Below are 24,628 nucleotides of genomic sequence, written 5' to 3' on the forward strand. Positions count from 1 at the left end.
GGCGTGGGGGAGGCGATTGTAGTCCCCTGAAGGATTTGGTCCTAGAGGGGATGTCGGTGATAGCTCGATAGAGGTGCTGCGTGTCAGAAAGCTATCGCAGGCAAGCCAGCTCCAACATGATAACGCGATCAATCTGTGGGAGCTGGCTTGCCTGCGATAAGGCCATTAGCCTTCTACCGCAGGAATATGCCCAAACATTTCCTGCACAAACTTCACCCGTTCTTCCGGGGTTTCGGTCACGCCAGCCGCTTTGAGCGCGTCCAGTCGTGCTTCTACCGCGTGGGTACGCAACGTTAAACCGCAGTCGTTGGCGATCTGGATATTCAGCCCAGGCCGCGCATTCAGCTCCAGGATCAACGGGCCTTTTTCCTGGTCCAGCACCATATCCACGCCGATATAGCCTAGCCCGCACAGCTCATAGCAGCCGGCCGCGAGCGTCATGAACCCGTCCCAGTTGGGCAGTTGTACGCCATCCACCGCGTTGGTGGTGTCGGGGTGTTTGGTAATGATGTTGTTCAGCCAGGTGCCGCGCAGGGTCAGGCCGGTGGCGAGGTCCACGCCCACGCCAATCGCGCCTTGGTGCAGGTTGGCCTTGCCGCCGGACTGGCGGGTCGGCAGGCGCAGCATGGCCATCACCGGGTAGCCCATCAGCACGATAATGCGGATATCCGGCACGCCTTCGTAGCTGATGCTCTTGAAAATCTGGTCGGGCACCACGCGGTATTCGATCAACGCGCGGTCGCGGTGGCCACCCAGGGAATACAAACCGGTGAGGATGCTGGAGATCTGATGCTCGATTTCTTCATGGCTGATGATCTTGCCGGACACCGTGCGGTAGCGCCCTTCAAAACGGTCGGCCACCACCAGGATGCCGTCACCGCCGGCGCCCTGGGCCGGTTTGATCACGAAGTCGCTGCGCCCGCCGATGATCTCGTCGAGCTTGTCGATTTCTTTTTCGGTGGAAATGATCCCGTACATTTCTGGTACATGCAGCCCGGCAGCCAGGGCACGTTCCTTGGTGATGATCTTGTCATCCACCAGCGGGTACAGGCTGCGCTTGTTGTACTTGAGCACATAGTCGGCGTTTCGCCGGTTGATGCCCATGATCCCCCGCGCTTCCAGGGCCTTCCAGGTTTTCCAGAAACCAAACATTACGAGTCAGCCTTGAGGAAGGCCTTGAAACGTACCAGTTCGGTCAGGCGATAGCCGCGATAGCGACCCATGGCCAGCATGAAACCCACCAGGATCAACAGGATCGCCGGGAAGGTGAACACAAAGTAGACCAGCTCCGGCACGCTCATGATGATGTGCGCCAAGGCGGCGGCGAACAGTGTGCCCACGGCCACTTTCAGCGCATGGTTGGCACCGCGTTCTTCCCAGGTGATCGACAGACGCTCGATGGTCATGGTCAGAATCACCATCGGGAACAGCGCCACCGACAACCCGCGCTCCAGGCCGAGCTTGTGGCTGAACAGGCTGATGGCTGCAATCAGCACCACCACAAAGGTCAGCACCACCGAGAGCCTTGGCAGCATCTGCAATTTCAGGTGTTCCAGGTACGAGCGCAGCGACAGGCCCAGCGCCGTGATAATCGTAAACAGCGCAATACCGAAGCCCAATTGCGTCTCGCGAAACGCCAGGGCGATCAGCACCGGGGTGAAGGTGCCCAGGGTTTGCAGGCCGATCAGGTTACGCAGGATCAGAATCACCAGCACACCGATGGGGATCATCACCATGATCATGAAGGTCTGCTGGGTTTGCAGCGGCAGGCCGTAAAGCGAGTATTCGAGGAAGTTGGCGTCGGTGTTTTCGTCGGTCAGCTTGGCTAGGCGAATCGCGTTCATCTCACTGTTGTTGAGGCTGAAGGTCACCATGGCTTTCTTGCCGCCCTCCACCGAAATCAGGTTTTCATCACCGGTCCACCACAGCAGGCGGTCGGACGGCAGGCCCTGCTCGCCGGTTTCCGGGTTGAAGTACAGCCAGTCATTGCCATTGAAGCTGCGCAGCCACAGTTCCGGGGTTTGCGGCTGGTCGGCGACGAGCCGGATGGTGTGGACTTTTTCCACCGGCACATGGGCGATGGACAGCAACAGTTCGACGATCTTGGCTTTGTGCGGCGTGGACGGGTCGCCCGCCAGCAGCAGCTTTACATTGTCGTCGTTGAGGTTGTTGGTGCGCTTGATCGCTTCGGTGATAAAGGTCTCGACGTCGGCCGAATGCTGGCGGATCGGTGCCAGCAGGGCTTCGGCGGCGATTTTTTCCGGGCCTTCGACGGCGATGCTGTCGCGAAAGGTCGGGCCTTTGACCTTGACCTTTTCGCCGCTGTAACGCTTGGTCAGCACCAGGCGGTAATACAGCGTCTGGTTGCCCTTGGCGCGGCGCGCCGACCAGGTGACCTTGCGGTTGCCGTCGGTGCGGTTGACGCTCACGCCGTAGTTATTGGAAATAAAACTCTCGTTAAGGCTGACGAAGTCGCGGCTCAGGGGCGGCACGAACATCGAAATTTTTACCGGGTCCTTGGGGTTGGCGACGAACTCGACCTTGGCGTCGATGTTCCACAAGTCGTCGGTGGCGTCTTCGGTGACGGGGATTCCCAGCACGAAAATCTGATAGGCGGTGACCGAAATACCCAACACCACCAAGATGGTGATCAGGATTCTCAGGTGCAGGGTCAGAGAGCGCATTCGGTTTACTCGGCGGTATGAGCGTCGGCGGCGCAGGCGGGTTTGCCCGCTGCGTATTTAAGACTGGGGTCGACCAGCGCATCAAAGCGTTTCAACGCTTCGGAGCCGATCAGCAGCGGGTATTGGAAGGCGCTGCGGTCAGTCAAGTTCACTTCGATGCTACGTAAAGCAGTGCCCATGCAGATATCCAGGGCAATCACTGGGCGGGCGGTGTAGTTCTTGTCCTCATCGGGGTCGTAGTCACCGGCGCGGCGCTTGATCTTGCTGACGCGAGCCAGGGGGCGTTCGATGGGGTGGGAATGGGCGGTGTCGATGGCGAGATAAAAGCGTACCCAGGATTCGCCGTCGCGCTTGAAACGCTTGATATCGCGGGCGCTCAACGAGGCGGTCTTGGCGCCGGTGTCGAGTTTGGCGGCGACTTCCAGGTCGATGCCGGCCAATTTGGCGTATTCATTCAGGCCATACACGGTCTTCTCGGCGGCAACGCCAAGGCCTGGTATGCACAGTAGGCAAATAAGAAGGAAGGGCTTGAGTCTCATAGATCCTGACGCGGTGCAGTGCGATGTTTAATTCAAGGCGACTGGCATTGCTGCGCAAACTCCCTCGTGCGCCGTTTCATCAAGTGATGTCAGGCAAAAGCGGCGGGCATTCTAACATGATGCTTTTCTGGCGCCAGCGCTGGCAGGCGGCCATGCTCCGCGAAGGTGCAGAAGGGGTTATTAGACGATTGTCGACAATGTGGATTTATTCTTTGACTATTAAGGCTTGATTGGCTAGTTTTTGCGGCATTGCTTTTAAAGGTGTCGACAATATGCTGGGTCAGCTGGAAACGCCGCTGGTGTCGCAAGACGATTCCCAGACCATGTCAGAGAACGTCTTTCGGCGTATCCAGGCCGCCATCGTCAAGGGTGAAATCGCTCCCGGCAGCAAGATCTCCGAACCGGAACTGGCGCGCACCTACGGCATCAGCCGTGGCCCGTTGCGTGAGGCTATCCACCGGCTTGAAGGCCAGCGCCTGCTGGTGCGCGTGCCTCATGTCGGCGCAAGAGTGGTGTCCTTGAGCCACGCCGAGCTGATCGAACTGTATGAAATTCGCGAATCCCTGGAAGGCATGGCCTGCCGCCTGGCCGCCGAGCGCATGACCGACGCCGAAATCGAAGAGTTGCGCCAGGTGTTGCACACCCATGAGCGCGACGAAGCATTCCAGGCGGGCCTGGGCTACTACCAGCAAGAGGGCGACTTCGATTTTCATTACCGGATAATTCAAGGCGCCGGTAACCGCACCCTTACCCAAATGCTCTGCGGCGAGCTGTACCAATTGGTGCGCATGTATCGCATCCAGTTCTCCGCCACCCCTAATCGTCCACGCCAGGCCTTTGCCGAGCATCACCGCATTCTTGACGCGATTGCCGATCGCGACGGTGAACTGGCCGAGTTGTTGATGCGCCGGCATATCGGCGCTTCCAAACGCAATATTGCCCGTCACTTCCCGGACGGCGCTCCTTCATCACGAGGTGAGTCATGAGTTCCAACAATAAAACCACTCCAGGCCAGCGTTTTCGTGACGCCGTCGCCAGTGAACAGCCCTTGCAGGTGGTGGGCGCCATCAACGCCAACCACGCGCTGCTGGCCAAGCGCGCCGGTTTCAAGGCGATTTATCTGTCAGGCGGCGGCGTAGCAGCCGGTTCCCTGGGCGTGCCGGACTTGGGCATCACCGGCCTGGACGACGTACTTACCGACGTACGCCGCATCACCGATGTGTGCGACCTGCCGCTGCTGGTAGACGTCGACACCGGTTTCGGCTCCTCGGCGTTCAACGTGGCGCGCACCGTCAAGTCGATGATCAAGTTCGGCGCCGCCGCCATCCACATCGAAGACCAGGTCGGCGCCAAGCGTTGCGGTCATCGCCCGAACAAAGAAATCGTGTCCCGGCAGGAAATGGTCGACCGTATCAAGGCCGCCGTGGACGCCCGCACCGACGACAGCTTTGTGATCATGGCGCGCACCGACGCGCTGGCGGTTGAAGGTTTGGAGTCGGCACTGGAGCGTGCCGCCGCCTGCATCGAAGCCGGTGCCGACATGGTGTTCCCGGAAGCCATCACTGAGCTGGAGATGTACAAGCTCTTCGCCTCAAAGGTAAAGGCCCCGATCCTGGCTAACATTACCGAGTTCGGCGCAACCCCTCTCTACACAGTCGATCAACTGAAATCTGCCGATGTTTCCATCGTGCTGTACCCGCTCTCGGCTTTCCGCGCCATGAACAAGGCTGCCGAGAACGTCTACACCGCGATCCGTCGCGACGGTACGCAACAGAACGTCATCGACACCATGCAAACCCGCATGGAGCTTTACGATCGCATCGACTACCACACCTTCGAGCAGAAGCTCGACGCGCTGTTCGCCGCGAAAAAGTAACGAACGCGCCTCCCTGAATAACTACAAAATTGGAGAAGAACCATGGCTGAAGCAAAAGTACTGAGTGGCGCCGGCCTGCGTGGCCAGGTGGCCGGGCAGACCGCACTGTCCACCGTGGGCCAGGCCGGTGCCGGCTTGACCTATCGCGGCTATGACGTGCGCGAACTGGCCGCCGATGCGCAATTTGAAGAAGTCGCCTACCTGCTGCTGTACGGCGAATTGCCGAGCAAAACCGAATTGGCCGCCTACAGCGCCAAACTCAGCAAGCTGCGCGACTTGCCCCAGGCGCTTAAAGAAGTACTGGAACGCATCCCCGCCGACGCCCACCCGATGGACGTGATGCGCACCGGTTGCTCGTTCCTGGGCAATATCGAACCCGAGAAAGATTTCAGCGCGCAGCACGATGTCACCGACCGCCTGCTCGCCGCTTTCCCGGCGATCATGTGCTACTGGTATCGCTTCAGCCACGACGGCAAGAAGATTGACTGCGTGACCGACGAGCCAAGCATCGGCGGCCACTTCCTGCACCTGCTGCATGGCAAGAAGCCGAGCGCGCTGCATGAAAAAGTCATGAACGTGTCGCTGATCCTCTACGCCGAGCACGAATTCAACGCCTCGACCTTCACCGCCCGCGTATGTGCTTCAACCCTGTCCGATCTGTATTCCTGCGTGACCGCCGCCATCGGCTCGCTGCGTGGCCCGCTGCATGGTGGCGCCAACGAAGCGGCGATGGAGATGATCGAGCGTTTCGGTTCGGCCGAAGAAGCCGTCGAAGGCACCCTCGGCATGCTGGCGCGCAAAGACAAGATCATGGGCTTTGGCCACGCGATCTACAAAGACAGCGACCCGCGTAATGAAGTGATCAAGGGCTGGGCGAAAAAACTCGCGGATGAGGTCGGTGACAAGGTGTTGTTCCCGGTTTCGGAAGCCATCGACAAGACCATGTGGGAACAGAAAAAACTGTTCCCCAACGCCGACTTCTACCATGCCTCGGCGTACCACTTCATGGGCATCCCGACCAAGCTGTTCACGCCGATCTTCGTGTGCTCGCGCCTGACCGGCTGGGCTGCGCATGTGTTCGAGCAGCGCGCCAATAACCGCATCATCCGCCCAAGCGCCGAATACATCGGCGTAGAACAGCGCAAGTTCGTGCCAATCGAACGTCGCTGAGTGGGCTGAACCCGGCACATTGGCCAATGTGCTTTTCTGTGGGAGCTGGCTTGCCTGCGATCGCATCACCCTGGTGTACCTGTCACACCGCAGTGATGCCATCGCAGGCAAGCCAGCTCCCACAAAGAGCCAGGCCAGTGTCGACAGTTCGCCTTGTGAACCTACCGTGACCGAGTCCTGACGATGAACACTGAATTTCGCAAACCGCTGCCCGGCAGCCGCCTGGATTTCTTCGACGCCCGCGCGGCTGTCGAGGCAATCACCCCCGGCGCCTATGCCACCCTGCCGTACACCTCGCGCGTGCTCGCCGAAAACCTGGTGCGCCGCTGCGACCCGGCCACCCTCAACGCTTCCCTGAGCCAACTGATCGAACGCAAACGCGACCTGGATTTCCCGTGGTTCCCGGCGCGCGTGGTGTGCCACGACATCCTCGGCCAAACCGCGCTGGTCGACCTTGCCGGCCTGCGCGATGCCATCGCCCTGCAAGGCGGTGACCCGGCGCAGGTCAACCCGGTGGTGCCGACCCAACTGATCGTCGACCACTCGCTGGCCGTCGAAGCCGGTGGTTTTGACCCGCAGGCGTTCGAGAAAAACCGCGCCATCGAAGACCGTCGCAACGAAGACCGTTTTCACTTTATCGAGTGGACCAAAAAGGCCTTCAAGAACGTCGACGTGATCCCGCCGGGCAACGGCATCATGCACCAGATCAACCTGGAGAAAATGTCTCCGGTGATCCAGGCGCGCGATGGCGTGGCCTTCCCCGATACCTGTGTCGGCACCGACAGCCATACCCCGCACGTAGACGCCTTGGGCGTGATCGCCATCGGCGTCGGTGGCCTTGAAGCCGAGAGCGTGATGCTCGGCCGCGCCTCGTGGATGCGCCTGCCGGAAAGCGTCGGCGTGGAACTGACGGGCAAGCTGCAACCGGGCATCACCGCCACCGACATGGTGCTGGCGCTGACCGAGTTCCTGCGTAAACAGAAAGTCGTGGGTGCGTGGCTGGAGTTCTTTGGCGAAGGCGCTTCGGCACTCACCCTGGGCGACCGCGCGACCATCTCCAACATGGCCCCGGAATACGGCGCTACCGCCGCGATGTTTTACATTGACCAGCAGACCATCGCCTACCTGAAACTCACCGGCCGCGAAGACGAACAAGTCACGTTGGTCGAGCAATATGCCCGCCACACCGGCCTGTGGGCCGATGACCTCAAGGGCGCGCAATACGAGCGTGGCCTGACCTTCGACCTGTCCAGCGTCGTGCGCAACATGGCCGGCCCGAGCAACCCGCATGCGCGCGTGGCGACCAGTGATCTGGCGTCCAAAGGCATCTCCGGTCAGTGGGATGAAGTGCCGGGGCAAATGCCCGACGGCGCGGTGATCATCGCTGCCATTACCAGCTGCACCAACACCAGCAACCCGCGCAACGTGATTGCCGCAGGCTTGCTGGCGCGTAACGCCAACCAGCTTGGGCTGACGCGCAAACCGTGGGTCAAATCCTCGCTGGCGCCGGGCTCGAAAACCGTGGCCATGTACCTGGAAGAAGCCGGCCTTGGCCATGAGCTGGAAAAGCTCGGCTTCGGCGTGGTGGCGTTTGCCTGCACCACTTGCAATGGCATGTCCGGCGCACTCGACCCGGTGATCCAGCAGGAAATCATCGACCGTGACCTGTACGCCACGGCCGTATTGTCGGGCAACCGTAACTTCGACGGGCGTATTCACCCGTATGCCAAGCAAGCGTTCCTGGCGTCGCCGCCATTGGTGGTGGCCTATGCGATTGCCGGCACCATCCGTTTCGACATCGAAAAAGACGTGTTGGGTCTGGATGCCGACGGCAAGGAAATCCGCCTGAAAGACATCTGGCCGAGTGACGAAGAAATCGACGCGGTGGTCAAGGCCTCGGTCAAGCCGGAACAGTTTCGCGCCGTGTATATCCCGATGTTCGCCATCCATGAAGACACCGGTCCTAAAGTCACGCCACTGTATGACTGGCGTCCGCAAAGCACCTATATCCGTCGCCCGCCGTACTGGGAAGGCGCGTTGGCCGGTGCCCGTCCGCTCAAGGGCATGCGCCCGCTGGCGGTACTGCCGGACAACATCACCACCGACCATCTGTCGCCGTCCAACGCGATCATGCTCGACAGCGCCGCGGGTGAATACCTGGCGAAAATGGGCCTGCCGGAAGTCGACTTCAACTCTTACGCGACCCATCGCGGTGACCACTTGACCGCGCAGCGCGCAACCTTCGCCAACCCGAAGCTGTTCAACGAAATGGTCGTGGAAAACGGCAAGGTCAAGCAGGGTTCCCTGGCGCGTATCGAGCCCGAAGGCCAGGTCACGCGGATGTGGGAAGCCATCGAAACCTACATGGAGCGCAAGCAGCCGCTGATTATCATCGCCGGCGCCGACTACGGCCAGGGCTCGTCCCGCGACTGGGCGGCCAAGGGCGTGCGCCTGGCCGGTGTGGAGGCGATTGCCGCCGAAGGGTTCGAGCGCATCCACCGCACCAACCTGGTGGGCATGGGCGTGTTGCCGCTGGAATTTTTGCCGGGCACCGACCGCCACACACTGAAGATCGACGGCAGCGAAACCTATGACGTGGTCGGCCAACGCACCCCGCGTGCGCAACTGACGTTGGTGATCAACCGCAAGAATGGCGAACGTGTCGAAGTGCCGGTGACGTGCCGCCTGGACACCGCCGAAGAAGTGTCGATCTACGAGGCGGGAGGCGTGTTGCAACGTTTTGCCCAGGACTTCCTGGAATCGGCAGCGACCGCTTAAGGGGATAACCATGGCACACGCAGCGCAAATCAAAATCCCCGCCACCTACATGCGTGGCGGCACCAGCAAGGGCGTGTTTTTCAGCCTCAAGGACCTGCCCGAGTCGGCGCAGGTGCCGGGTGCTGCTCGCGATGCCTTGCTGTTGCGGGTCATCGGCAGCCCCGACCCCTACGACAAGCAGATCGACGGCATGGGTGGTGCAACCTCCAGCACCAGCAAAACCGTAATCCTGGCCAAAAGTACCCGTGCCGATCACGACGTGGACTACCTGTTTGGCCAGGTTTCGATCGACAAGCCGTTTGTCGACTGGAGCGGCAATTGCGGCAACCTCTCGGCGGCGGTGGGCTCGTTCGCCATCAGCGCCAGGCTGGTTGACCCTGCCCGCGTGCCGCACAACGGTGTGGCGGTGGTGCGGGTGTGGCAGGCCAATATCGGCAAGACCATCATCGCTCACGTGCCGATCACCGACGGCGCGGTGCAGGAAACCGGCGACTTTGAGCTCGACGGCGTGACCTTCCCGGCCGCCGAAGTGCAGCTTGAATTCATGGACCCGGCAGCGGAAGAAGAGGGCGGCGGTGGCTCGATGTTTCCCACCGGCAACCTGATCGATGATCTGGAAGTTCCAGGTGTCGGTACCTTCAAGGCGACGCTGATCAACGCCGGCATCCCGACCATTTTTATCAACGCCGAAGACCTCGGCTACACCGGCACCGAGCTGCAAGGCGCAATCAACAGCGATCCTAAAGCGCTGGCGATGTTTGAGACCGTGCGGGCCTATGGCGCGTTGCGCATGGGCCTGATCAAACACCTGGACGAAGCTGCCCAGCGCCAGCACACGCCGAAGGTCGCGTTTGTGGCCAAACCCTTGGATTACGTGGCCTCCAGTGGCAAGGCAATCAAGGCCGGTGATGTGGATTTGCTGGTGCGCGCACTGTCCATGGGCAAGCTGCACCACGCGATGATGGGCACGGCGGCGGTGGCGATTGGTACGGCGGCGGCGATTTCCGGCACCTTGGTCAACCTCGCGGCCGGTGGTGTCGAGCGCAATGCGGTGCGGTTCGGGCACCCGTCCGGCACCTTGCGCGTGGGCGCCGAAGCCACCCAGGTGAACGGCGAATGGGTGGTGAAAAAAGCCATCATGAGCCGCAGCGCACGGGTGTTGATGGAAGGCTTCGTGCGCGTGCCCGGCGACGCGTTCTAACCCTTGCGGGAGCTGGCTTGTGTGGGAGCTGGCTTGCCTGCGATGGCATCACCTCTGTGTTTCAGATGAACCGAGGTGATGCCATCGCGGGCAAGCCCGGCTCCCACAGGTGATTCTCTATTTCAAGGCAGACACCCAAGATCTGCTTTCCAATAACCGTAAGCCCGAGGACTAACCCCAACCCACTTTGGAGTACTGCCATGAGCGCCAACGTCGACCAGAACAACCGCCCCGACTACGATCAGGTCCTGCAGGACATTGCCGACTACGTCCTCAATTACCGCATCGATTCGCGCGACGCGTTGGACACTGCACGCAACTGCCTGATGGACACCCTCGGCTGCGGCCTGCTGGCCCTGCGCTTTCCCGAGTGCACCAAGCACCTGGGGCCGCTGGTGGAAGGTACCGTCGTGCCGTTCGGAGCCCGTGTGCCGGGCACTTCATTTCGTCTGGACCCGGTCAAGGCCGCCTGGGACATTGGCTGCATCGTGCGTTGGCTCGATTACAACGACACTTGGCTCGCCGCCGAATGGGGCCACCCTTCGGATAACCTCGGCGGCATCCTCGCCGTGGCCGATCACCTGTCGCAAAAACGCGTGGCCAACGGCGATGCGCCACTGACCGTGCGTGCGGTGCTGGAAGCGATGATCATGGCCCACGAAATCCAGGGCGTGATTGCCCTGGAAAATTCCTTCAACCGCGTCGGCCTCGACCATGTGTTACTGGTGAAAGTCGCCTCCACGGCGGTCACCGCCAAGCTGATGGGCGCCAACCGCGAACAGCTGCTGTCGGCGCTGTCTCATGCGTTTGTCGATGGGCAGGCGCTGCGCACGTATCGCCATGCGCCGAATGCCGGCTCGCGCAAATCCTGGGCGGCCGGCGATGCATCGAGCCGTGGTGTACGCCTGGCGGATATCGCGCTGCGTGGCGAGATGGGCATCCCCGGTGTGCTGAGCGCGCCGCAATGGGGTTTTTATGACGTGCTGTTCAGCCACACCAACAAAGACCTGGCGCTCAAGCCTGAGGACAAGCGCGCGTTCAGCCTGCCTCAGCCGTATGGCACCTATGTGATGGAAAACGTGCTGTTCAAAATCAGCTTCCCGGCCGAGTTCCACGCGCAAACAGCCTGTGAAGCGGCAGTGACCTTGCACCCGCTGGTCAAGGATCGTCTGCATGAAATCGAACGCATCGTGATCACCACCCACGAGTCGGCGATTCGCATCATTTCCAAAGTCGGGAAGCTGGCCAACGCCGCCGACCGTGACCACTGCCTGCAATACATGACTGCCGTGCCGTTGGCGTTCGGCAATCTGGTGGCCGAGCAGTACGAAGATGAGTTCCACGCGGCGCACCCGATCATCGATGAGCTGCGCGACAAGATGGAGATCGTTGAAGACCTGCGCTACAGCCGCGAATACCTGGAGGCAGACAAACGCTCCATTGCCAATGCCGTGCAGGTGTTTTTCAAGGACGGTACCCACACTGAGCAGGTCGCGGTGGAATACCCGATTGGCCATCGCCGGCGTCGGGCAGACGGGATTCCGTTGCTGGAGGACAAGTTCAAGGCCAACCTGGCCACACGGTTTACCGCGAAGCGCAGTGGCGAGATTTTTGCGTTGTGCAAGGATCAGGCGCGGCTTGAGGCCACGCCGGTGAATCGGTTTGTGGACTTGTTTGTGATCTGACAAACACCTCGTACCCACTGTGGGAGCGGGCTTTTGTGGGAGCTGGCTTGCCTGCGATAGCATCACCTCGGTGTAGCTGAAAGACCGAGTTGTCTGCATCGCAGGCAAGCCAGCTCCCACAAAAGCAGCTCCCACACTTGGGCCATTACATGCTGCCTTCCACATCATCCAGGCTAAACGTCTCGGTATGGTCGTCATAGGAGAAAATCTCCGCATAACGCCCCCACGCAATCACGCTCTCCAGGGTTTTTTCTACGAATGCTTCGGTCATTGAGTCTTCCAGCTCCTGCTCAAAACGCACCCGTGGCGCGCGGTGCCCGCTGCGCTCAAGCAACACTTGATGAATCCGCGCAGCCAGCGGCACGTGTTTGATCAAATGCTCGGCGAACAGGGTTTTTCGCTCTTGGGTGCCGTAGTCGGCGAACAGCTTGCCGGCGTCGGTGAGGGTGATGTCCGCACCCTTGAGTTCGGCAAAGCCCAAGTGCTCGAGCATCTCGGCCACCGGGAACAGGTCATCGACTTCGAGCAAGCGCCGTTCGGCCACGGTGGGCAAACCGGCGTGGCCGTTGTAAGGCTCGGCGGCCAGGGTTTCGATCAGGCCGGCCATCAAGTTGGTGGACACCTCCGGCAGCAGGCTGCCCATTTTCAGCTCGGGTATGCCACGGCTGGCATCGGCGCTGCGTCGGTCGGTCATCAGCGCGTAGATGTCATCGACCATTTGCCGGAACGTCGGGTCAAGGCGGTTGCGCGGGTGCGCGAACGGCACTTTGATCTCGGCGACCACGCGGCCGGGGTTGGATGACAGCACCAGGATGCGGTCGCACATCAGCACTGCTTCTTCGATGTTATGGGTCACGATCAGGATCGACTTGATCGGCAGCTGTTTGCCGCTCCACAAGTCCAGCAGGTCGGTGCGCAGGGTTTCGGCGGTGAGCACGTCGAGGGCCGAGAAGGGCTCATCCATCAGCAACAGCGTCGGGTTGACCACCAGGCCACGGGCAAACCCCACGCGCTGGCGCATGCCGCCGGACAGCTCGCGCGGGTAGGCGTTTTCAAAGCCGTCGAGGCCGATCAAGTCGATGGCGGCCAAGGCGCGCCGACGGGTTTCCTTGCGCTCGACTTGCAGGGCTTGCAGGCCGGCTTCGACGTTTTCCAGCACGGTCAGCCAGGGGAACAGCGCAAAGGTCTGGAACACCATGGCCACGCCTTCGGCCGGGCCGTTGAGCGGTGCGCCGTTGTAGCGGACTTCGCCGGAGGACGGCTGGATCAGCCCGGCGATAATGCGCAGCAGGGTGGATTTGCCCGAGCCGGAGCGGCCTAGCATGCCGACGATCTCACCCTCGTGCAGGCTCAGGTCGACGCCGCTGAGCACTTGCAGCTCGTCTTTACCTTTACCGAACACTCGGTTGACGTTTTTCAGCGAGTAGATTTGCGGGGTATCGGCAGTGTTTTCGGTGTAGGTAGTCATCACAGCGAATCCCATCAATTCAGACGAAGTTTGTTTTCAGCGATGGCGTACATCGGCCGCCAGACCGCGCGGTTGAACGCCACCACGAAGATCGACATCACCACCACGCCCAAGGCAATTTTCGGGAAGTCGCCGGCAGCGGTGGTTTGCGCAATGTAGGCGCCCAGCCCATGGGCGACCACGTTGTCCTGGCCCCAGGACACGTACTCGGAGACGATACTGGCGTTCCAGGCACCGCCCGAGGCGGTAATGGCGCCGGTGACGTAATAGGGGAATATCCCCGGCAGCATCACCTTGCGCCACCACAGCCAGCCGCGGATGCGGAAGTTGGCGGCGGCTTCCTTGAAGTCATTGGGGAAGGCACTGGCGCCGGCAATCACGTTGAACAGGATGTACCACTGGGTGCCCAGCACGATCAGCGGGCTCAGCCAAATATCCGGATTGAGGTTGTAGTGCAGGATCACGATCACAAAGACCGGGAACAACAGGTTCGCCGGGAAGGCCGCGAGAAACTGTGCCAACGGCTGGATTTTTTCCGCCAGCGCAGGGCGCAAGCCGATCATCACGCCCAACGGCACCCAGATCAGCGAGGCGATCAGGATCAGCCCGGCCACGCGCAGCAAGGTGATCAGGCCCAGTACAAACACATGGCCGACTTCGGCGAAGGTCACTTCGGTGCCGACGTATTGCACGATGTGGTACAGCGCATACGCGGCCAGCAGCGCAATCAGCGTGCCCCACACCCAGTCGATCACTTTTGACGCCGCCGGCGTTTCGGCCGGCAACGCCTTGAACGCACCGCCCGCCAGGCTGAAGCGTTTGTTGCCGATCCGGCTGAAGGCACGGGTAATGGGGCGCAGGATGCGCTGCACGATGCGCGTGCGCTGGATCAGGTTCAACAGCCAGGATTGTGGCGCAGCGCCCTGGGACGCGGTGGTTTCCATGCGGAACTTGTCAGCCCAGGCCACCAGTGGGCGAAACAGCAACTGGTCGTACAGCAGGATCACCACAATCATCGCCAAAATCACGTAACCCACGGCGTGCAGGTCTTTCTGAGCGATCGCCAAGGCCAGGTACGAACCTACGCCCGGCAGGGTGATGGTCTTGTCGCCGACGGTGATGGCTTCGGAGGCAACCACGAAGAACCAGCCGCCGGACATGCTCATCATCATGTTCCACACCAGCCCCGGCATGGCGAATGGCACGTCGAGCTTCCAGAATTTCTGCCAGCCGGAAAGCCGCAGGTTGGTCGACACTTCGACCAAGTCATGGGGCAGCATGCGCAGCGACTGATAGAAGCTGAACGTCATGTTCCAGGCCTGGCTGGTGAAGATCGCAAAGATCGCCGCGAGCTCGGCGCCGAGTACGCGCCCAGGGAACAGCAGCAGGAAGAACGTCACCGTGAATGAGATGTAGCCGAGCACCGGCACCGATTGCAGGATATCGAGCACCGGCACCAGCAGCTTTTCAGCGCGCCGGCTTTTGGCGGCCAGGGTGCCGTACAGCAGGGTAAACACCAGCGCCGCGACCATGGCCGCGAGCATGCGCATTGTGGTGCGCATCGCGTATTCCGGCAGGTTGGCCGGGTCCAGGGAAATGACTTCACTCTGCAACGTGGCGATGGGCGCCCAGGTTTCCCGAGCCGTGAGGGAGAAAAACAGCAGAAAACCGATCACCAGCGGCAGCGCGACCAGGTCCCAGCGGTTGGGCAGCAAGCGCAGGGTGGATGCCGGTAGGTAATCGCGGAACACTTTGTTCATAGGCATTCAGTCCTGCAGCGTTCAGGTTCAGAGGCGTGGTGGGAGTGAGCTTAGCTGCTGCACGAATGCCCCACCGAGAAGGACGGGCGCTGTTTTCGTGAGTCAGGGGCAACGAGACGTTGCTGGCGGGATTGTACGTTTCTGAATGTTACAAGCACATAAATTTGCTGTCAGTTTCCTGTACGAACTGCGGCTTGGGCATCGGTTTTGCCTGCGTTGATCAACATTCAGGAAAAGACTGATTTTACTGTCGACATAATTAGCTACCCACACATCCTGTATCCCAGGAACCGCTTTCAGATAAATGCCAATCAATGGGTCAGATCACTTGCCGCAGCAAGTCTCTGCCACCCCCCAACTCAGCACTATCTGGATTTGAGTAAGCACCCTATGACTAGCGTAAATACCCGGCCACAAACGAACTATCCTATGGGCTATGAGGCGTCCCAGCATTCGAAGGCACCCCTTCAGGAACACAATGCCGATACCTCAAGTAGTGTCGGCACACAGGGCGATGCTGCAGCTCCTCGGCCCCCCGTAACGCCAGAGCAGCGCGGTCAGTTTTCTAGCCACAACACCCTCGTCAACCAGCCGCAATCGCAAAAGGTCGGCCCACAGGCTGAAACGCTGGAATTGGTGGGCAAAAATACCCAGTTTCTGATTGACTTCAAGGCGTTTATCACCGAGTGCCAGGAGAAAATCGTTAAACTCAAAAATGAGATAGTCGAACTGCGTGAGCAACTGAGTGCTCCGCGCAAAGGTACCCACGAAGCTCCCGCCGCATTGCCTCAAACACCTCAAGAGCCGGTTGAGCCGGTGGTTCAAAACGCTCAGACTTCTGAAGTTGCCCAGGGTCAAGATCTTGAAGATGCAATTAAGCTAAATACGCAGTTGCGCGCAGATATCAGCCAGCTGATGCAGCAGATGACGGAGGCCTTTGAAGCGTTGAGCAAGGAGCTTCAAAATATGACTGAGCACGTCAAGACAATGACCAAACCTGAAACCCAGACGCCAACGGCGCCGGCGCCGGCGGATAAGTCCCTTTTGACCACCAGCGATGAGCCGGCATACCCGACCAACGAGTCACCCACGCAGGCACTGCCCACCGCTGATCAATTCAGGGTAGACAACGCTAACATCGAAGCGGGTATTGCTGAGATGAGGTCCTACTACGGCACCCAGATTTCAATGCTTGAGGAACAGGTTCAGGCGTTGAGAAAACACATCAGTGAGGCGAAGCAGTAGGCCTTAGCTTCACTTCGGCAAGCGTGGGTCTCCAGTGCTCACGCTTAGCCGACGCGCGTACTTTACCCCTCAAACCGCAGGATCACCCGGCGGTTGTGTTTGCTCTTCTTCTCGATTTTTTCGCAGAACACCCGGCCGATTTCTTCGGTGTTGATCACATGGGTGCCACCGCACGGCTGGATATCAATTCCGGCAATTTCAATCACCCGCACCGAGCCCTGGATGACGGGGGGCGCCACCGCCTGGGTACGGGTGATCTGCAGCAAGGTCGAATACTCCGAGGCGGGCATCGACAGGGTCTTCACCGCATGGGCTTGTTCGATCAAGGCATTGAGGTCGCGGGTGATGCTGTCCTTGTCGAGGGTCATTTCCGGTAAATCGAAATCCAGGCGGCCTTTGTCTGCGCTGATGCTGCAGCCGGTGACGGGCGCATCAATGATCGAGCACAGCAGGTGCAGGCAGGTGTGCATCTTCATGTGCTGGTAACGCCGTTCCCAATCCAGGCCGGCATCCACCTGTACGCCGGCCGTCAATTGCTCGGGGCAGTGTTCAACCTGGTGCCAGATAATTGAGCGCAACACCGGGTCGCGCACGGTGCCGGTCACGTTGACCCGTGTCCCGTCGGCCAGGGTCAGGTGGCCGGTGTCGCCTGGCTGCCCACCGCCTGTGGGGTAGAACAGCGTGTGTTCCAGGGCCACGCCCTGTTCGCTGACGGCAATGACTCGGGCGCTGAAGGCGTTCTGGTACGGCGCGCTGTCAAACAGCGCCAGGGTTTCCATGGTATGCACGGACATGTTCAACCTCCGACGATCAGTGGGCTGGCTTGCAGCAGGTGACGCACCATTGCGCTCAAGCCAGGCGGGGAGAGCAGGGTGATTTCAAATTCGGGGCCACAGACTTTCAGGTTCAGCGGCAAGCGTGGTAGATGGTCGCCGGTATCCAGGCGACGCAGGCGAAACTGCAAGTGATGGCGCTCCTTCACCGTGGGCTCCAGTAGCAGCCCGTGCAGGGGATGAAAGTCGGCATCCAGCACGGTGACCTTATGGCTGGCGCTGACTTCGCCGACTACGTGCAAACGCTCATCCAGCGCGAAAGCCCCCAGGTAGTTGCTGTGGTCCGATTCGGCGTTCTTCTGTAATTGAATCTGGTTGACCACCTTGACCTTGGTGCCCGCCGGCACATCCTGGGTGATGACACAGGACGGGCTGATAAACACGTTGTCGCCGATCAGCACATAGCCCAACACTCGGGCGCCGGAGCCGACTTCGACATTGTTGCCCAGGCGCGGGTGGCGTCTGCCGTCCGGGTTATTGGCAATGCCCCGGGCGCCGAGGGTTACACCGCAGAGGATGTAGCAATCGTTGCCGATCTCGCAGGTTTCTCCGATGACGGTGCCAAAGCCGTGGTCCAGCACAAAGCGCCGGCCAATGCGGGCTGCGGGGTGGATTTCGGCGCCGGAGAGGATTTTGCCCTGGTTGCTGAGCTTAAGGGCCATGCGTGAAAACATACCGTCGGCCTGGTCGGGGAAATTCCACACCAAGTGTGCCAACCGGTAGAACAACACGGCCTTGAACGACGCATAGGATTCCAGGATCAACTCGCCACGCCCACGGGACGCCGGGTCGCGATAGGCGTAGGCAATCAAGTCCTCTGCCACGGCCTGGGCGGCATTCTGGATCAATGGCGCCAAATGCGGTTCCAACTGCTTCATCTGCGCAGGCGTCAGGGTCTGGATGAGGTGGGTCAGCAACTCATCGTGCAGCTGTTGCATGTCGATAAAGCCCCCCATGGAGGCACCCCCACAGTCTGGATGGTTGAAAAACCGGTTATTCGAAATTGGGCAGGTAGCTGTCGGCATTGTCGTAGACCATGGTCAACACCACCGTTTCGGGCGGGAGTTCGGGGGCGAGTTGGGCGATGGCCACCATGTTGGCGGCCGAAGACAAACCCAGGCTGATAGCGTCGGTGCGCATGATGCGTTTCATCATGTCGATGCACGCCAGGCGCGAGACCTTGAGCATGCCGTCCAGCACACCCACGTTAAGGATGCTCGGGATCAAGCCGATCGACAGGCCCTGGATGTGGTGCGGTGCGTGCTGGTCCTTGAGCAGGTCGCACTCCTCCGGTTCCACACCCATGACGCGCATCGCGGGCCAGGCCGCCTTGAGGGTTTCACCGATGCCAGTGATATGGCCACCGGTGCCGATGCCGCTGACGAAGTAGTCCACACGCTGCTCGCCGAACGCGCGGAGGATTTCCGGTGCGGTGGTGTCGCGGTGAGTCTGCGGGTTGGCGCCATTACGCTGCTGGTTGAGCATCACGAAGTTGGGGTTTTCCAACTGCAGTTCCATGCACTTTTCGCCGTGGGAATTGTTGCCCAGGCGGCTGTCGGACAGCACCACTTTGGCGCCGTATAAACGCAGCAGTTTCTGCTTTTCGGGGCTGTAGTTATCAGGGATCACCAGCACCACTTTGTAGCCCAGTACATTGCCGGCCATCACCAGGCCAATGCCGGTATTGCCGCCGCTGGGCTCGATGATGGTTTGCCCGGAGTCGCGAATCAGTACGCCGCGGCGTTCTGCGTCGAGGATCATGCCCAGGGCGATGCGCGCCTTGTGGCTGCCGCCAGGGTTGAGGGATTCGAGCTTGGCGTAGACCTCGATGCCGAGGTCTTCGGAAAACTGCGCCAGGCGCACGATCGGCGTATGGCCGATCACGTCGAGAATGGAGTTATGCAACATCGTTCAGCCCCCGGATCAGTACAAAGGCATGTCGGGTTCGACGTCGCGAACCCAGTGTTTCATGCCGCCCTGCAGGACTTTGGTATTGGCGAATCCGGCTGCCAGCAGGGTGCTGGCCGCTTGCTCGGCGCGGGTTCCGGCGTAGCAGATCAGGTAATGGGTATTGTCGCGACTGAGGCTGCCCAATTGCCCGTCCAGTTCGGCCAGGGGGATATGCACCACGCCCGGCAATTTGCACACTTCCAGCTCGCTGGCGTCGCGCACATCCAGCAACACGTCGGCGCTGCGTGGGTGTTCGAGCAGTTGCTTGAGCACGCGTGGTTTGATGTAGCGCTCTTCGGCCAAAGCGGGCTGAGTCGGGACAGCATCCGCGCAAACGGCTGGCGCGACGTTTTCGCTGTGGCGCAGGTCTGAGCAGCATGGGCAGTCGGCACGGCGTTTGAAGCGGATCTCGCTGAACTTCATGGCCAGCGCGTCGAAGCGCATCAGGCGGCCCGACAGTGGTTCGCCGATGCCGATGAGCAATTTGATCGCTTCAGTGGCCTGGATCATTCCGACCACGCCCGGCAGTACGCCGATCACGCCTCCGGCGCTGCAATTGGGCGCCAATTCGGCAGGCGGTGCCGAAGGAAACAGGCAGCGATAGCACGGCCCACCTTTGTAGTTGAGCACGCTGATCTGCCCATCGAAGCGATAGATGGCGCCGTACACCAATGGCTTGCCCAACTGCACGCAGGCATCGTTGACCAGGTAGCGGGTGTCGAAGTTGTCAGTGCCGTCGATCACCAGGTCATAAGCCCCGACCAGTTCCAGCGCATTGTCGGCATTGAGCGCAGTGTCGTGGGCGTTGATCTGGATATGGCTGTTGAGGTCTTGCAGCCGCCGCTTGGCCGACTCGACCTTGGGCATGCCCAGGGTGCTGTTGCCGTGCACGATCTGGCGTTGCAGGTTGCTGCTCTCTACCACATCGAAATCCACCAGGCCCAGGGTGCCGATGCCGGCTGCCGCGAGGTACAGGCTGATGGGCGAGCCCAGGCCACCGGTGCCGATGATCAGCACCTTGGCTTTTTTCAGGTTCAACTGGCCTTCCCGGCCGACGCCGGGCAGGGTGATGTGGCGCACGTAGCGCTGGACTTCTTCGTTGCTCAGTTGCTCGACGTCCATGCCGCCGGAGGTGGCCAGCAGCACTTCTATTTTGGCTTTTTCCGGCAGCGGCTCATCGGCGCCGATCAGTTCTTCCTGGGCGGTGAACAGGAAGTGCTCCTTGAGCTGGTTGTTGTTTTCGTGGAACAGATGCGTGCGCAGCTGTGGGTGGCTGCTGCAGAGGTTTTCAATGACTTCGCGCAATGTCGATCCAGTGCCCTCAAGGGTCGATTCCGGCAGCTTGGCCACGCGAACCAGAATATCGGGGAAAGAGACAGCGTTCATGGACAACTCCGTGTGCAGGTCGTTGAAGGGTTTAAGGGCGAATTGCTTGCCATCCCAGGCAAACAGCTTTGAGCCCAGGGCCTGGCCCTGGCGCGCGTCCACCACCAAGTAGCTGACGGGGTGGATCGGCTCACCCAGGAACAGTGCCTTGTCCTGGTCTTCATCACTGAAATAGGCGCCGACGTCCGGGTGTGAGTGATAGATCACCACCACCGGGTTGTCGCTGCGAAACGCCTTGTTCATCAGCAGGGTGTCGGCCACCGAAAAGGTATAGCCATTGGCCGCGCTGCGCGGGTACATCTCGGGGTTCTTGCGGTGCAGCTCATTCTGGATATTGTTGCCCAGGTACACAGTGCCATCGGCGAAGACAAAACCGCAGCATTCTTCCGGGTAGCTGCGGCTGGCGTGGGCATAGATCTGTTCCAGAGCGGTGGGGCGGAGGACTTCCATGTTTCTCTCGCGTTGTTGTAGTTGTGGTTTAAGGGTCAATTTTTCTTGGCCAGAAGTTTTTCAACCGGCAACTTGGTGATCGCAAAACCGGCGAGCAGGATCGCCGAGTACAGCATCAGGTCACGGGAAATTTCCACGCCCTCGTACCAGGCACCGATGATCACCGCGAACACCGGGAAGATGATGAACACGAACGACAAAATGATCGGGCTCAAACGTTTGAGCAACATGAAGTACACGATAAACCCGCCCACCGAGGCCACCAATCCCAAGTAGAACAAGGCGCTCCACGAACGCAGGGTAATGTTTTCGAACGTCGGTGTTTCAAACCACAGGCCGGCCACGAACAGCATCAGCCCGGCGATGCCGATGGGAAGTGTGTTGTAGGTGATCACACTGATGGCGCTGCCTTTTTGCTTGGTAATGACGTAGCACAAGGCATGCATGATCGCAGCGGTCAGAATCGCCAGCACGCCGAAGAATTCGGCGTGATCCAGGTGCAGGCCCTGGCTCTTGATGATCATGTAGAGGCTGCCGAAACCGATGCCGATGCCGACCACCTGGGAAAAGTAGATGCGCTCGCGCAAAAACAGCGCGGAGAAAATCAGGATGAACACCGGCATGCAGCTGAACAGCAGCGCGGTGAGGCCGGACGACACATGCATCTCGCCATAGTTGAGCAAGTAGTAGGGAATGCTGAAGTACGACAGGGTCACGAATACGAAGAACCAGCGGCTTTCACGCGGGAACAGGATCGGCTCGCGGCGTACCAGGGCAAAACACAAAAACAGCGGGAACGCGATCAGAAAGCGCAGCCCGGCAGACGTCAGCGGCGGCACGCTTTCGACGGCGATCTTGATGCCCAGCCAGGTGGTGCCCCAGCTCAGGCACACGATAAGAAACATCACGCTGGTGACCAGACCGGCCAACCACTGTTTCTGAGTTTTTGTTTTTGTAGTGTTTTCAAGAACGGCGGACATTGGCATCGTTTATTGCTTCCCTGAGCCGGAATTGAACTCTATATTGACTGTGTATTAAGTTGTTTCATTCGGTGATTGAACCCGTAAAAGCACACTATTAGGGCGAATGATGGCTGTCAAAACAAATATTGACATGGTGTCAATTATGCGTGAAGGGTTGTCCAGCGGTCAGGGCGTCAAGTACAAACGCCTGTCCGATGTGATGGAGCGGGGCATCCTTGAAGGTTTGATTGAGCCGGGATGCAAACTGCCGCCCCATCGGGTTCTTTCCGACAACCTCGGTGTGACCATCGGCACCATCAGCCGCGCCTACGGCGAGCTGGAACGCCTGGGGCTGGTGGTGGCGCGTGTCGGTGACGGCACGTTCGTGCGCAAGCGTGGGATGGAGCGCCAGCGCGATGAAGGTTTTCGCAACGTCAGCGAAGAGCCGCGCCAGTACTTCGATATGAGCCGCAACATGCACATTCCTGGGCAAGAGACGGTGTTCCTGGCCCAAAGCTTCCAAACCTTGTCGACCAACGCCAAGTTCCTTCAGGACATCAGCGCCTATACGCCGGACGCCGGTTTGCCGCGCTACCGCGAGGCCGGAGCGCAATGGTTGGTGCAGCGCGATTTCCATCCGATTCCCGAGCAGGTCATCTGCGTCAATGGCGGCCAGCATGGTCTGCTGTGCGCCATGATGGCGCTCTTGCGGGCCGGGGATACGGTGGTCACTGAGCAACTGACTTACCCAGGGCTTATCACCGCCGCACGGATGCTCGGTGTACGGCTGATAGGCCTGGAGATGGATGACGAAGGCGTGCTGCCGGGTGCGCTGGATGAAGTCTGTCGTAATCACCGGGTTTCGGCGCTGTACTGCACGCCGACGATCCAGAACCCGACCACGGCCGTGCTGTCGGTCGCACGCCGGGAAGCGCTGGCCAAAGTGTGCCGCGAGCATAATCTGCTGATTTTGGAGGACGAAGCCCACGGCGTGTTGGTGGAAGACCGCCCGCCACCACTGAGTTTTTTCGCCCCCGAGCGTACGATTTTGATCAGCAGCCTGAGCAAGGCCGTGTCTGCCGGGCTGCGCGTGGGGTATGTGCATGCGCCACCGGCATTGGTCAGCCGTATTTCGGCGGCCTTGCGCTCGACCTGCTGGATGGCCACGCCGGTGACGTTGGAGTTGGCGACCCAATGGATCGAAAATGGCACGGCGGAATACCTGCTGCGCCAGCAAATCAACGAGATCAGCCGGCGCAAAGCCTTGGTGCGCGACCTCTTGGTCGGTTTGGAATACCGCACCCACCTCAACAGCCCGCACTTCTGGATTGAAGTACCTGAGCCCTGGCGGGCGTCGGAAATCGAGGCAGAGCTCAAGCAGAATAATTACCTGATCGCCACCGCTGAGGCATTTGCCGTAGGGCAGACGGCGGTGCCGCAGTTTATTCGGGCGAGTATCTGTAATACGTCAGGCGATGATCAGTTGCTGCGTGAGGGCTTTGATGCGTTGGCCACTGCGCTGGGGCAGGGCGGTGACAGGTTTCAGCTGTAGGCAGGTTTACCGCGTTATCGTTCATCGCAGGCAAGCCAGCTCCCACATTTGGAATGCATTCCCCTGTGGGAGCTGGCTTGCCTGCGATGGGTCCCGTACAGGCGCCGACTATTTGAAGCGGCGCTCCACACCTTTCTCCACCAGAATCTTCGCGGAAATCTCTTCCACCGAAAAATGCGTGGAATTGATGTGTGCAATATTCTCGCGACGGAACAGATTTTCCACTTCGCGCACTTCGAACTCGCACTGGGCGTAGCTGGAGTAGCGGCTGTTGGGCTTGCGCTCGTTGCGGATGGCGGTGAGGCGGTCCGGGTCGATGGTCAGGCCGAACAGCTTGTGCTGGTGCGCACGCAGGGCGGCAGGCAGCGTCAGGTGCTCCATGTCGTCTTCGGTAAGCGGGTAGTTGGCCGCGCGGATACCGAATTGCATGGCCATGTACAGGCAGGTCGGGGTCTTGCCGCAGCGAGACACGCCCACCAGGATCAGGTCGGCCTTGTCATAGTAGTGGGTGCGAGCGCCGTCATCGTTGTCGAGGGCGAAGTTCACCGCCTCGATACGCTCCATATAGTTGGAGTTGTGGCCAATGGAATGGGACTTTCCCACAGAATAGGAGGAATGTTCACTCAGCTCTTGTTCCAATGGCGCCAGGAACGTGGAGAAGATGTCGATCATGAAACCATTGGAGGTTGCCAGGATCTCACGAATGTCTTGATTGACGATGGTGTCGAAAATGATCGGGCGAAAACCGTCTTTTTCAGCCGCCAGATTGATTTGTTGTACCATGGCCCGCGCTTTATCCACGCTGTCTATATACGGCCGCGTAAATTTGGCGAAGGTAATGTTTTCGAACTGCGCGAGCAGGCTCTGACCCAATGTTTCGGCTGTGATGCCGGTGCCGTCGGAGATAAAGAAAGCAGATCGTTTCATTTGAGCCCTGGGCCTTAAGCTGATGGCGAATCTTGGATATGATAGGCGCGATTTTGCCGTCCCGCAGTGGGCCGCATTCTCACTTATTTTCCAGGTCCAGGCCACAAGCGCTGGCGTTTGCTCCTACTGAGCCGCCGGCGTCCTGAGCTTTTCCAACACAGA

General features: G+C 60.0%; 20 protein-coding genes. 9 read left to right on the top strand and 11 right to left on the bottom strand.

Annotation, left to right across the window (positions count from 1 at the left end; genetic code table 11):
* Positions 1–165 precede the first annotated feature (165 nt).
* From P5706_RS08120 to rloA, 3 genes are read right to left on the bottom strand one after another with little or no spacing between them, the layout of a single operon-like run.
* Positions 166–1,152, bottom strand: a complete 987-nt coding sequence (locus P5706_RS08120) for an alpha-L-glutamate ligase-like protein (protein WP_200432304.1) — start codon at positions 1,150–1,152, stop codon at positions 166–168.
* A complete protein-coding gene (rloB, locus tag P5706_RS08125) occupies positions 1,152–2,684 on the bottom strand; it encodes an osmotic stress tolerance membrane protein RloB (RefSeq protein ID WP_138814334.1) in 1,533 nt (510 codons plus the stop codon). The genes P5706_RS08120 and rloB overlap by 1 nt, the downstream gene beginning before the upstream one ends.
* Positions 2,685–2,689: 5 nt before the next feature.
* Positions 2,690–3,223 (bottom strand): retropepsin-like aspartic peptidase RloA, encoded by a 534-nt coding sequence (rloA, locus tag P5706_RS08130; protein ID WP_285678941.1) that lies wholly within the window; start codon positions 3,221–3,223, stop codon positions 2,690–2,692.
* Positions 3,224–3,270: 47 nt separating this feature from the next.
* Here rloA and P5706_RS08135 point away from each other — a divergent pair, with 47 nt between their 5' ends.
* The 7 genes from P5706_RS08135 to prpD all read left to right on the top strand — a co-directional run bounded on the left by P5706_RS08135 (position 3,271) and on the right by prpD (position 11,933).
* Entirely contained in the window at positions 3,271–3,453 is a 183-nt protein-coding gene (locus P5706_RS08135) for a hypothetical protein (RefSeq protein ID WP_202940702.1), read from the top strand.
* Between the two features lie 42 nt (positions 3,454–3,495).
* Positions 3,496–4,209 (top strand): GntR family transcriptional regulator, encoded by a 714-nt coding sequence (locus tag P5706_RS08140; RefSeq protein ID WP_138814336.1) that lies wholly within the window; start codon positions 3,496–3,498, stop codon positions 4,207–4,209.
* Complete coding sequence (gene prpB / locus P5706_RS08145; RefSeq protein ID WP_285678942.1) at positions 4,206–5,099, top strand: methylisocitrate lyase; 894 nt, start codon at positions 4,206–4,208, stop codon at positions 5,097–5,099. Before P5706_RS08140 ends, prpB begins: the two co-directional genes overlap by 4 nt.
* Before the next feature lie 42 nt (positions 5,100–5,141).
* Positions 5,142–6,269 (top strand): bifunctional 2-methylcitrate synthase/citrate synthase, encoded by a 1,128-nt coding sequence (gene prpC, locus P5706_RS08150; RefSeq protein ID WP_017134743.1) that lies wholly within the window; start codon positions 5,142–5,144, stop codon positions 6,267–6,269.
* A 183-nt stretch (positions 6,270–6,452) separates the two neighbouring features.
* Positions 6,453–9,047: a Fe/S-dependent 2-methylisocitrate dehydratase AcnD gene (gene acnD, locus P5706_RS08155; protein WP_285678943.1), complete on the top strand. Its 2,595-nt coding sequence runs from the start codon at positions 6,453–6,455 to the stop codon at positions 9,045–9,047.
* 10 nt (positions 9,048–9,057) lie between these two features.
* A complete protein-coding gene (gene prpF, locus P5706_RS08160; protein ID WP_285678944.1) occupies positions 9,058–10,248 on the top strand; it encodes a 2-methylaconitate cis-trans isomerase PrpF in 1,191 nt (396 codons plus the stop codon).
* 200 nt (positions 10,249–10,448) lie between these two features.
* Complete coding sequence (gene prpD, locus P5706_RS08165) at positions 10,449–11,933, top strand: 2-methylcitrate dehydratase (protein WP_285678945.1); 1,485 nt, start codon at positions 10,449–10,451, stop codon at positions 11,931–11,933.
* A gap of 145 nt (positions 11,934–12,078) precedes the next feature.
* Here prpD and P5706_RS08170 read toward each other — a convergent pair whose 3' ends face one another.
* Together P5706_RS08170 and P5706_RS08175 are read right to left on the bottom strand one after the other, a co-directional pair.
* Positions 12,079–13,401, bottom strand: coding sequence for an ABC transporter ATP-binding protein (locus tag P5706_RS08170; protein ID WP_065929890.1), 1,323 nt, complete (start codon positions 13,399–13,401; stop codon positions 12,079–12,081).
* A 14-nt stretch (positions 13,402–13,415) separates the two neighbouring features.
* Positions 13,416–15,161, bottom strand: a complete 1,746-nt coding sequence (locus tag P5706_RS08175) for an ABC transporter permease (protein WP_056861573.1) — start codon at positions 15,159–15,161, stop codon at positions 13,416–13,418.
* A gap of 216 nt (positions 15,162–15,377) precedes the next feature.
* Between P5706_RS08175 and P5706_RS08180 the strand changes: the two genes are divergently transcribed.
* Positions 15,378–16,406 carry a hypothetical protein gene (locus P5706_RS08180; RefSeq protein WP_285678947.1) on the top strand — a complete coding sequence of 343 codons (1,029 nt, stop codon included), beginning with the start codon at positions 15,378–15,380 and terminating at the stop codon, positions 16,404–16,406.
* 62 nt (positions 16,407–16,468) lie between these two features.
* Here the strand turns inward: P5706_RS08180 and P5706_RS08185 are convergent, their stop codons facing one another.
* From P5706_RS08185 to P5706_RS08205, 5 genes are read right to left on the bottom strand one after another with little or no spacing between them, the layout of a single operon-like run.
* Positions 16,469–17,200: an alanyl-tRNA editing protein gene (locus P5706_RS08185; RefSeq protein ID WP_200432311.1), complete on the bottom strand. Its 732-nt coding sequence runs from the start codon at positions 17,198–17,200 to the stop codon at positions 16,469–16,471.
* Positions 17,201–17,202: 2 nt separating this feature from the next.
* A complete protein-coding gene (locus tag P5706_RS08190) occupies positions 17,203–18,195 on the bottom strand; it encodes a serine O-acetyltransferase (RefSeq protein ID WP_285678948.1) in 993 nt (330 codons plus the stop codon).
* A 37-nt stretch (positions 18,196–18,232) separates the two neighbouring features.
* On the bottom strand, positions 18,233–19,147 hold the full coding sequence (locus P5706_RS08195; RefSeq protein WP_200432313.1) for a PLP-dependent cysteine synthase family protein: 915 nt from the start codon (positions 19,145–19,147) through the stop codon (positions 18,233–18,235).
* Positions 19,148–19,162: 15 nt separating this feature from the next.
* Positions 19,163–21,025 carry a molybdopterin-synthase adenylyltransferase MoeB gene (gene moeB, locus P5706_RS08200; RefSeq protein WP_285678949.1) on the bottom strand — a complete coding sequence of 621 codons (1,863 nt, stop codon included), beginning with the start codon at positions 21,023–21,025 and terminating at the stop codon, positions 19,163–19,165.
* A gap of 35 nt (positions 21,026–21,060) precedes the next feature.
* Positions 21,061–21,954, bottom strand: a complete 894-nt coding sequence (locus P5706_RS08205; RefSeq protein ID WP_285682676.1) for a DMT family transporter — start codon at positions 21,952–21,954, stop codon at positions 21,061–21,063.
* Between the two features lie 160 nt (positions 21,955–22,114).
* On the opposite strand from P5706_RS08205, the gene P5706_RS08210 reads away from it, so the two are divergent.
* Positions 22,115–23,539 carry an aminotransferase-like domain-containing protein gene (locus P5706_RS08210; protein ID WP_138814347.1) on the top strand — a complete coding sequence of 475 codons (1,425 nt, stop codon included), beginning with the start codon at positions 22,115–22,117 and terminating at the stop codon, positions 23,537–23,539.
* A gap of 108 nt (positions 23,540–23,647) precedes the next feature.
* Here P5706_RS08210 and ppsR read toward each other — a convergent pair whose 3' ends face one another.
* Positions 23,648–24,466, bottom strand: a complete 819-nt coding sequence (gene ppsR / locus P5706_RS08215) for a posphoenolpyruvate synthetase regulatory kinase/phosphorylase PpsR (protein WP_058412273.1) — start codon at positions 24,464–24,466, stop codon at positions 23,648–23,650.
* Positions 24,467–24,628 lie beyond the last annotated feature (162 nt).

It is taken from the genome of Pseudomonas sp. ChxA, from assembly GCF_030263855.1.
Lineage (GTDB): Bacteria > Pseudomonadota > Gammaproteobacteria > Pseudomonadales > Pseudomonadaceae > Aquipseudomonas > Aquipseudomonas fluorescens_CB.

Excerpts from the sequence above, each read along its gene's own strand:
- P5706_RS08120 (WP_200432304.1), bottom strand. The coding sequence starts at position 1,152 with ATGTTTGGTTTCTGGAAAACCTGGAAGGCCCTGGAAGCGCGGGGGATC.
- rloB (WP_138814334.1), bottom strand. The coding sequence starts at position 2,684 with ATGCGCTCTCTGACCCTGCACCTGAGAATCCTGATCACCATCTTGGTG.
- rloA (WP_285678941.1), bottom strand. The coding sequence starts at position 3,223 with ATGAGACTCAAGCCCTTCCTTCTTATTTGCCTACTGTGCATACCAGGC.
- P5706_RS08140 (WP_138814336.1), top strand. The coding sequence starts at position 3,496 with ATGCTGGGTCAGCTGGAAACGCCGCTGGTGTCGCAAGACGATTCCCAG.
- prpB (WP_285678942.1), top strand. The coding sequence starts at position 4,206 with ATGAGTTCCAACAATAAAACCACTCCAGGCCAGCGTTTTCGTGACGCC.
- prpC (WP_017134743.1), top strand. The coding sequence starts at position 5,142 with ATGGCTGAAGCAAAAGTACTGAGTGGCGCCGGCCTGCGTGGCCAGGTG.
- acnD (WP_285678943.1), top strand. The coding sequence starts at position 6,453 with ATGAACACTGAATTTCGCAAACCGCTGCCCGGCAGCCGCCTGGATTTC.
- prpF (WP_285678944.1), top strand. The coding sequence starts at position 9,058 with ATGGCACACGCAGCGCAAATCAAAATCCCCGCCACCTACATGCGTGGC.
- prpD (WP_285678945.1), top strand. The coding sequence starts at position 10,449 with ATGAGCGCCAACGTCGACCAGAACAACCGCCCCGACTACGATCAGGTC.
- P5706_RS08170 (WP_065929890.1), bottom strand. The coding sequence starts at position 13,401 with ATGACTACCTACACCGAAAACACTGCCGATACCCCGCAAATCTACTCG.
- P5706_RS08175 (WP_056861573.1), bottom strand. The coding sequence starts at position 15,161 with ATGAACAAAGTGTTCCGCGATTACCTACCGGCATCCACCCTGCGCTTG.
- P5706_RS08185 (WP_200432311.1), bottom strand. The coding sequence starts at position 17,200 with ATGTCCGTGCATACCATGGAAACCCTGGCGCTGTTTGACAGCGCGCCG.
- P5706_RS08190 (WP_285678948.1), bottom strand. The coding sequence starts at position 18,195 with ATGGGGGGCTTTATCGACATGCAACAGCTGCACGATGAGTTGCTGACC.
- P5706_RS08195 (WP_200432313.1), bottom strand. The coding sequence starts at position 19,147 with ATGTTGCATAACTCCATTCTCGACGTGATCGGCCATACGCCGATCGTG.
- moeB (WP_285678949.1), bottom strand. The coding sequence starts at position 21,025 with ATGGAAGTCCTCCGCCCCACCGCTCTGGAACAGATCTATGCCCACGCC.
- P5706_RS08210 (WP_138814347.1), top strand. The coding sequence starts at position 22,115 with ATGGCTGTCAAAACAAATATTGACATGGTGTCAATTATGCGTGAAGGG.
- ppsR (WP_058412273.1), bottom strand. The coding sequence starts at position 24,466 with ATGAAACGATCTGCTTTCTTTATCTCCGACGGCACCGGCATCACAGCC.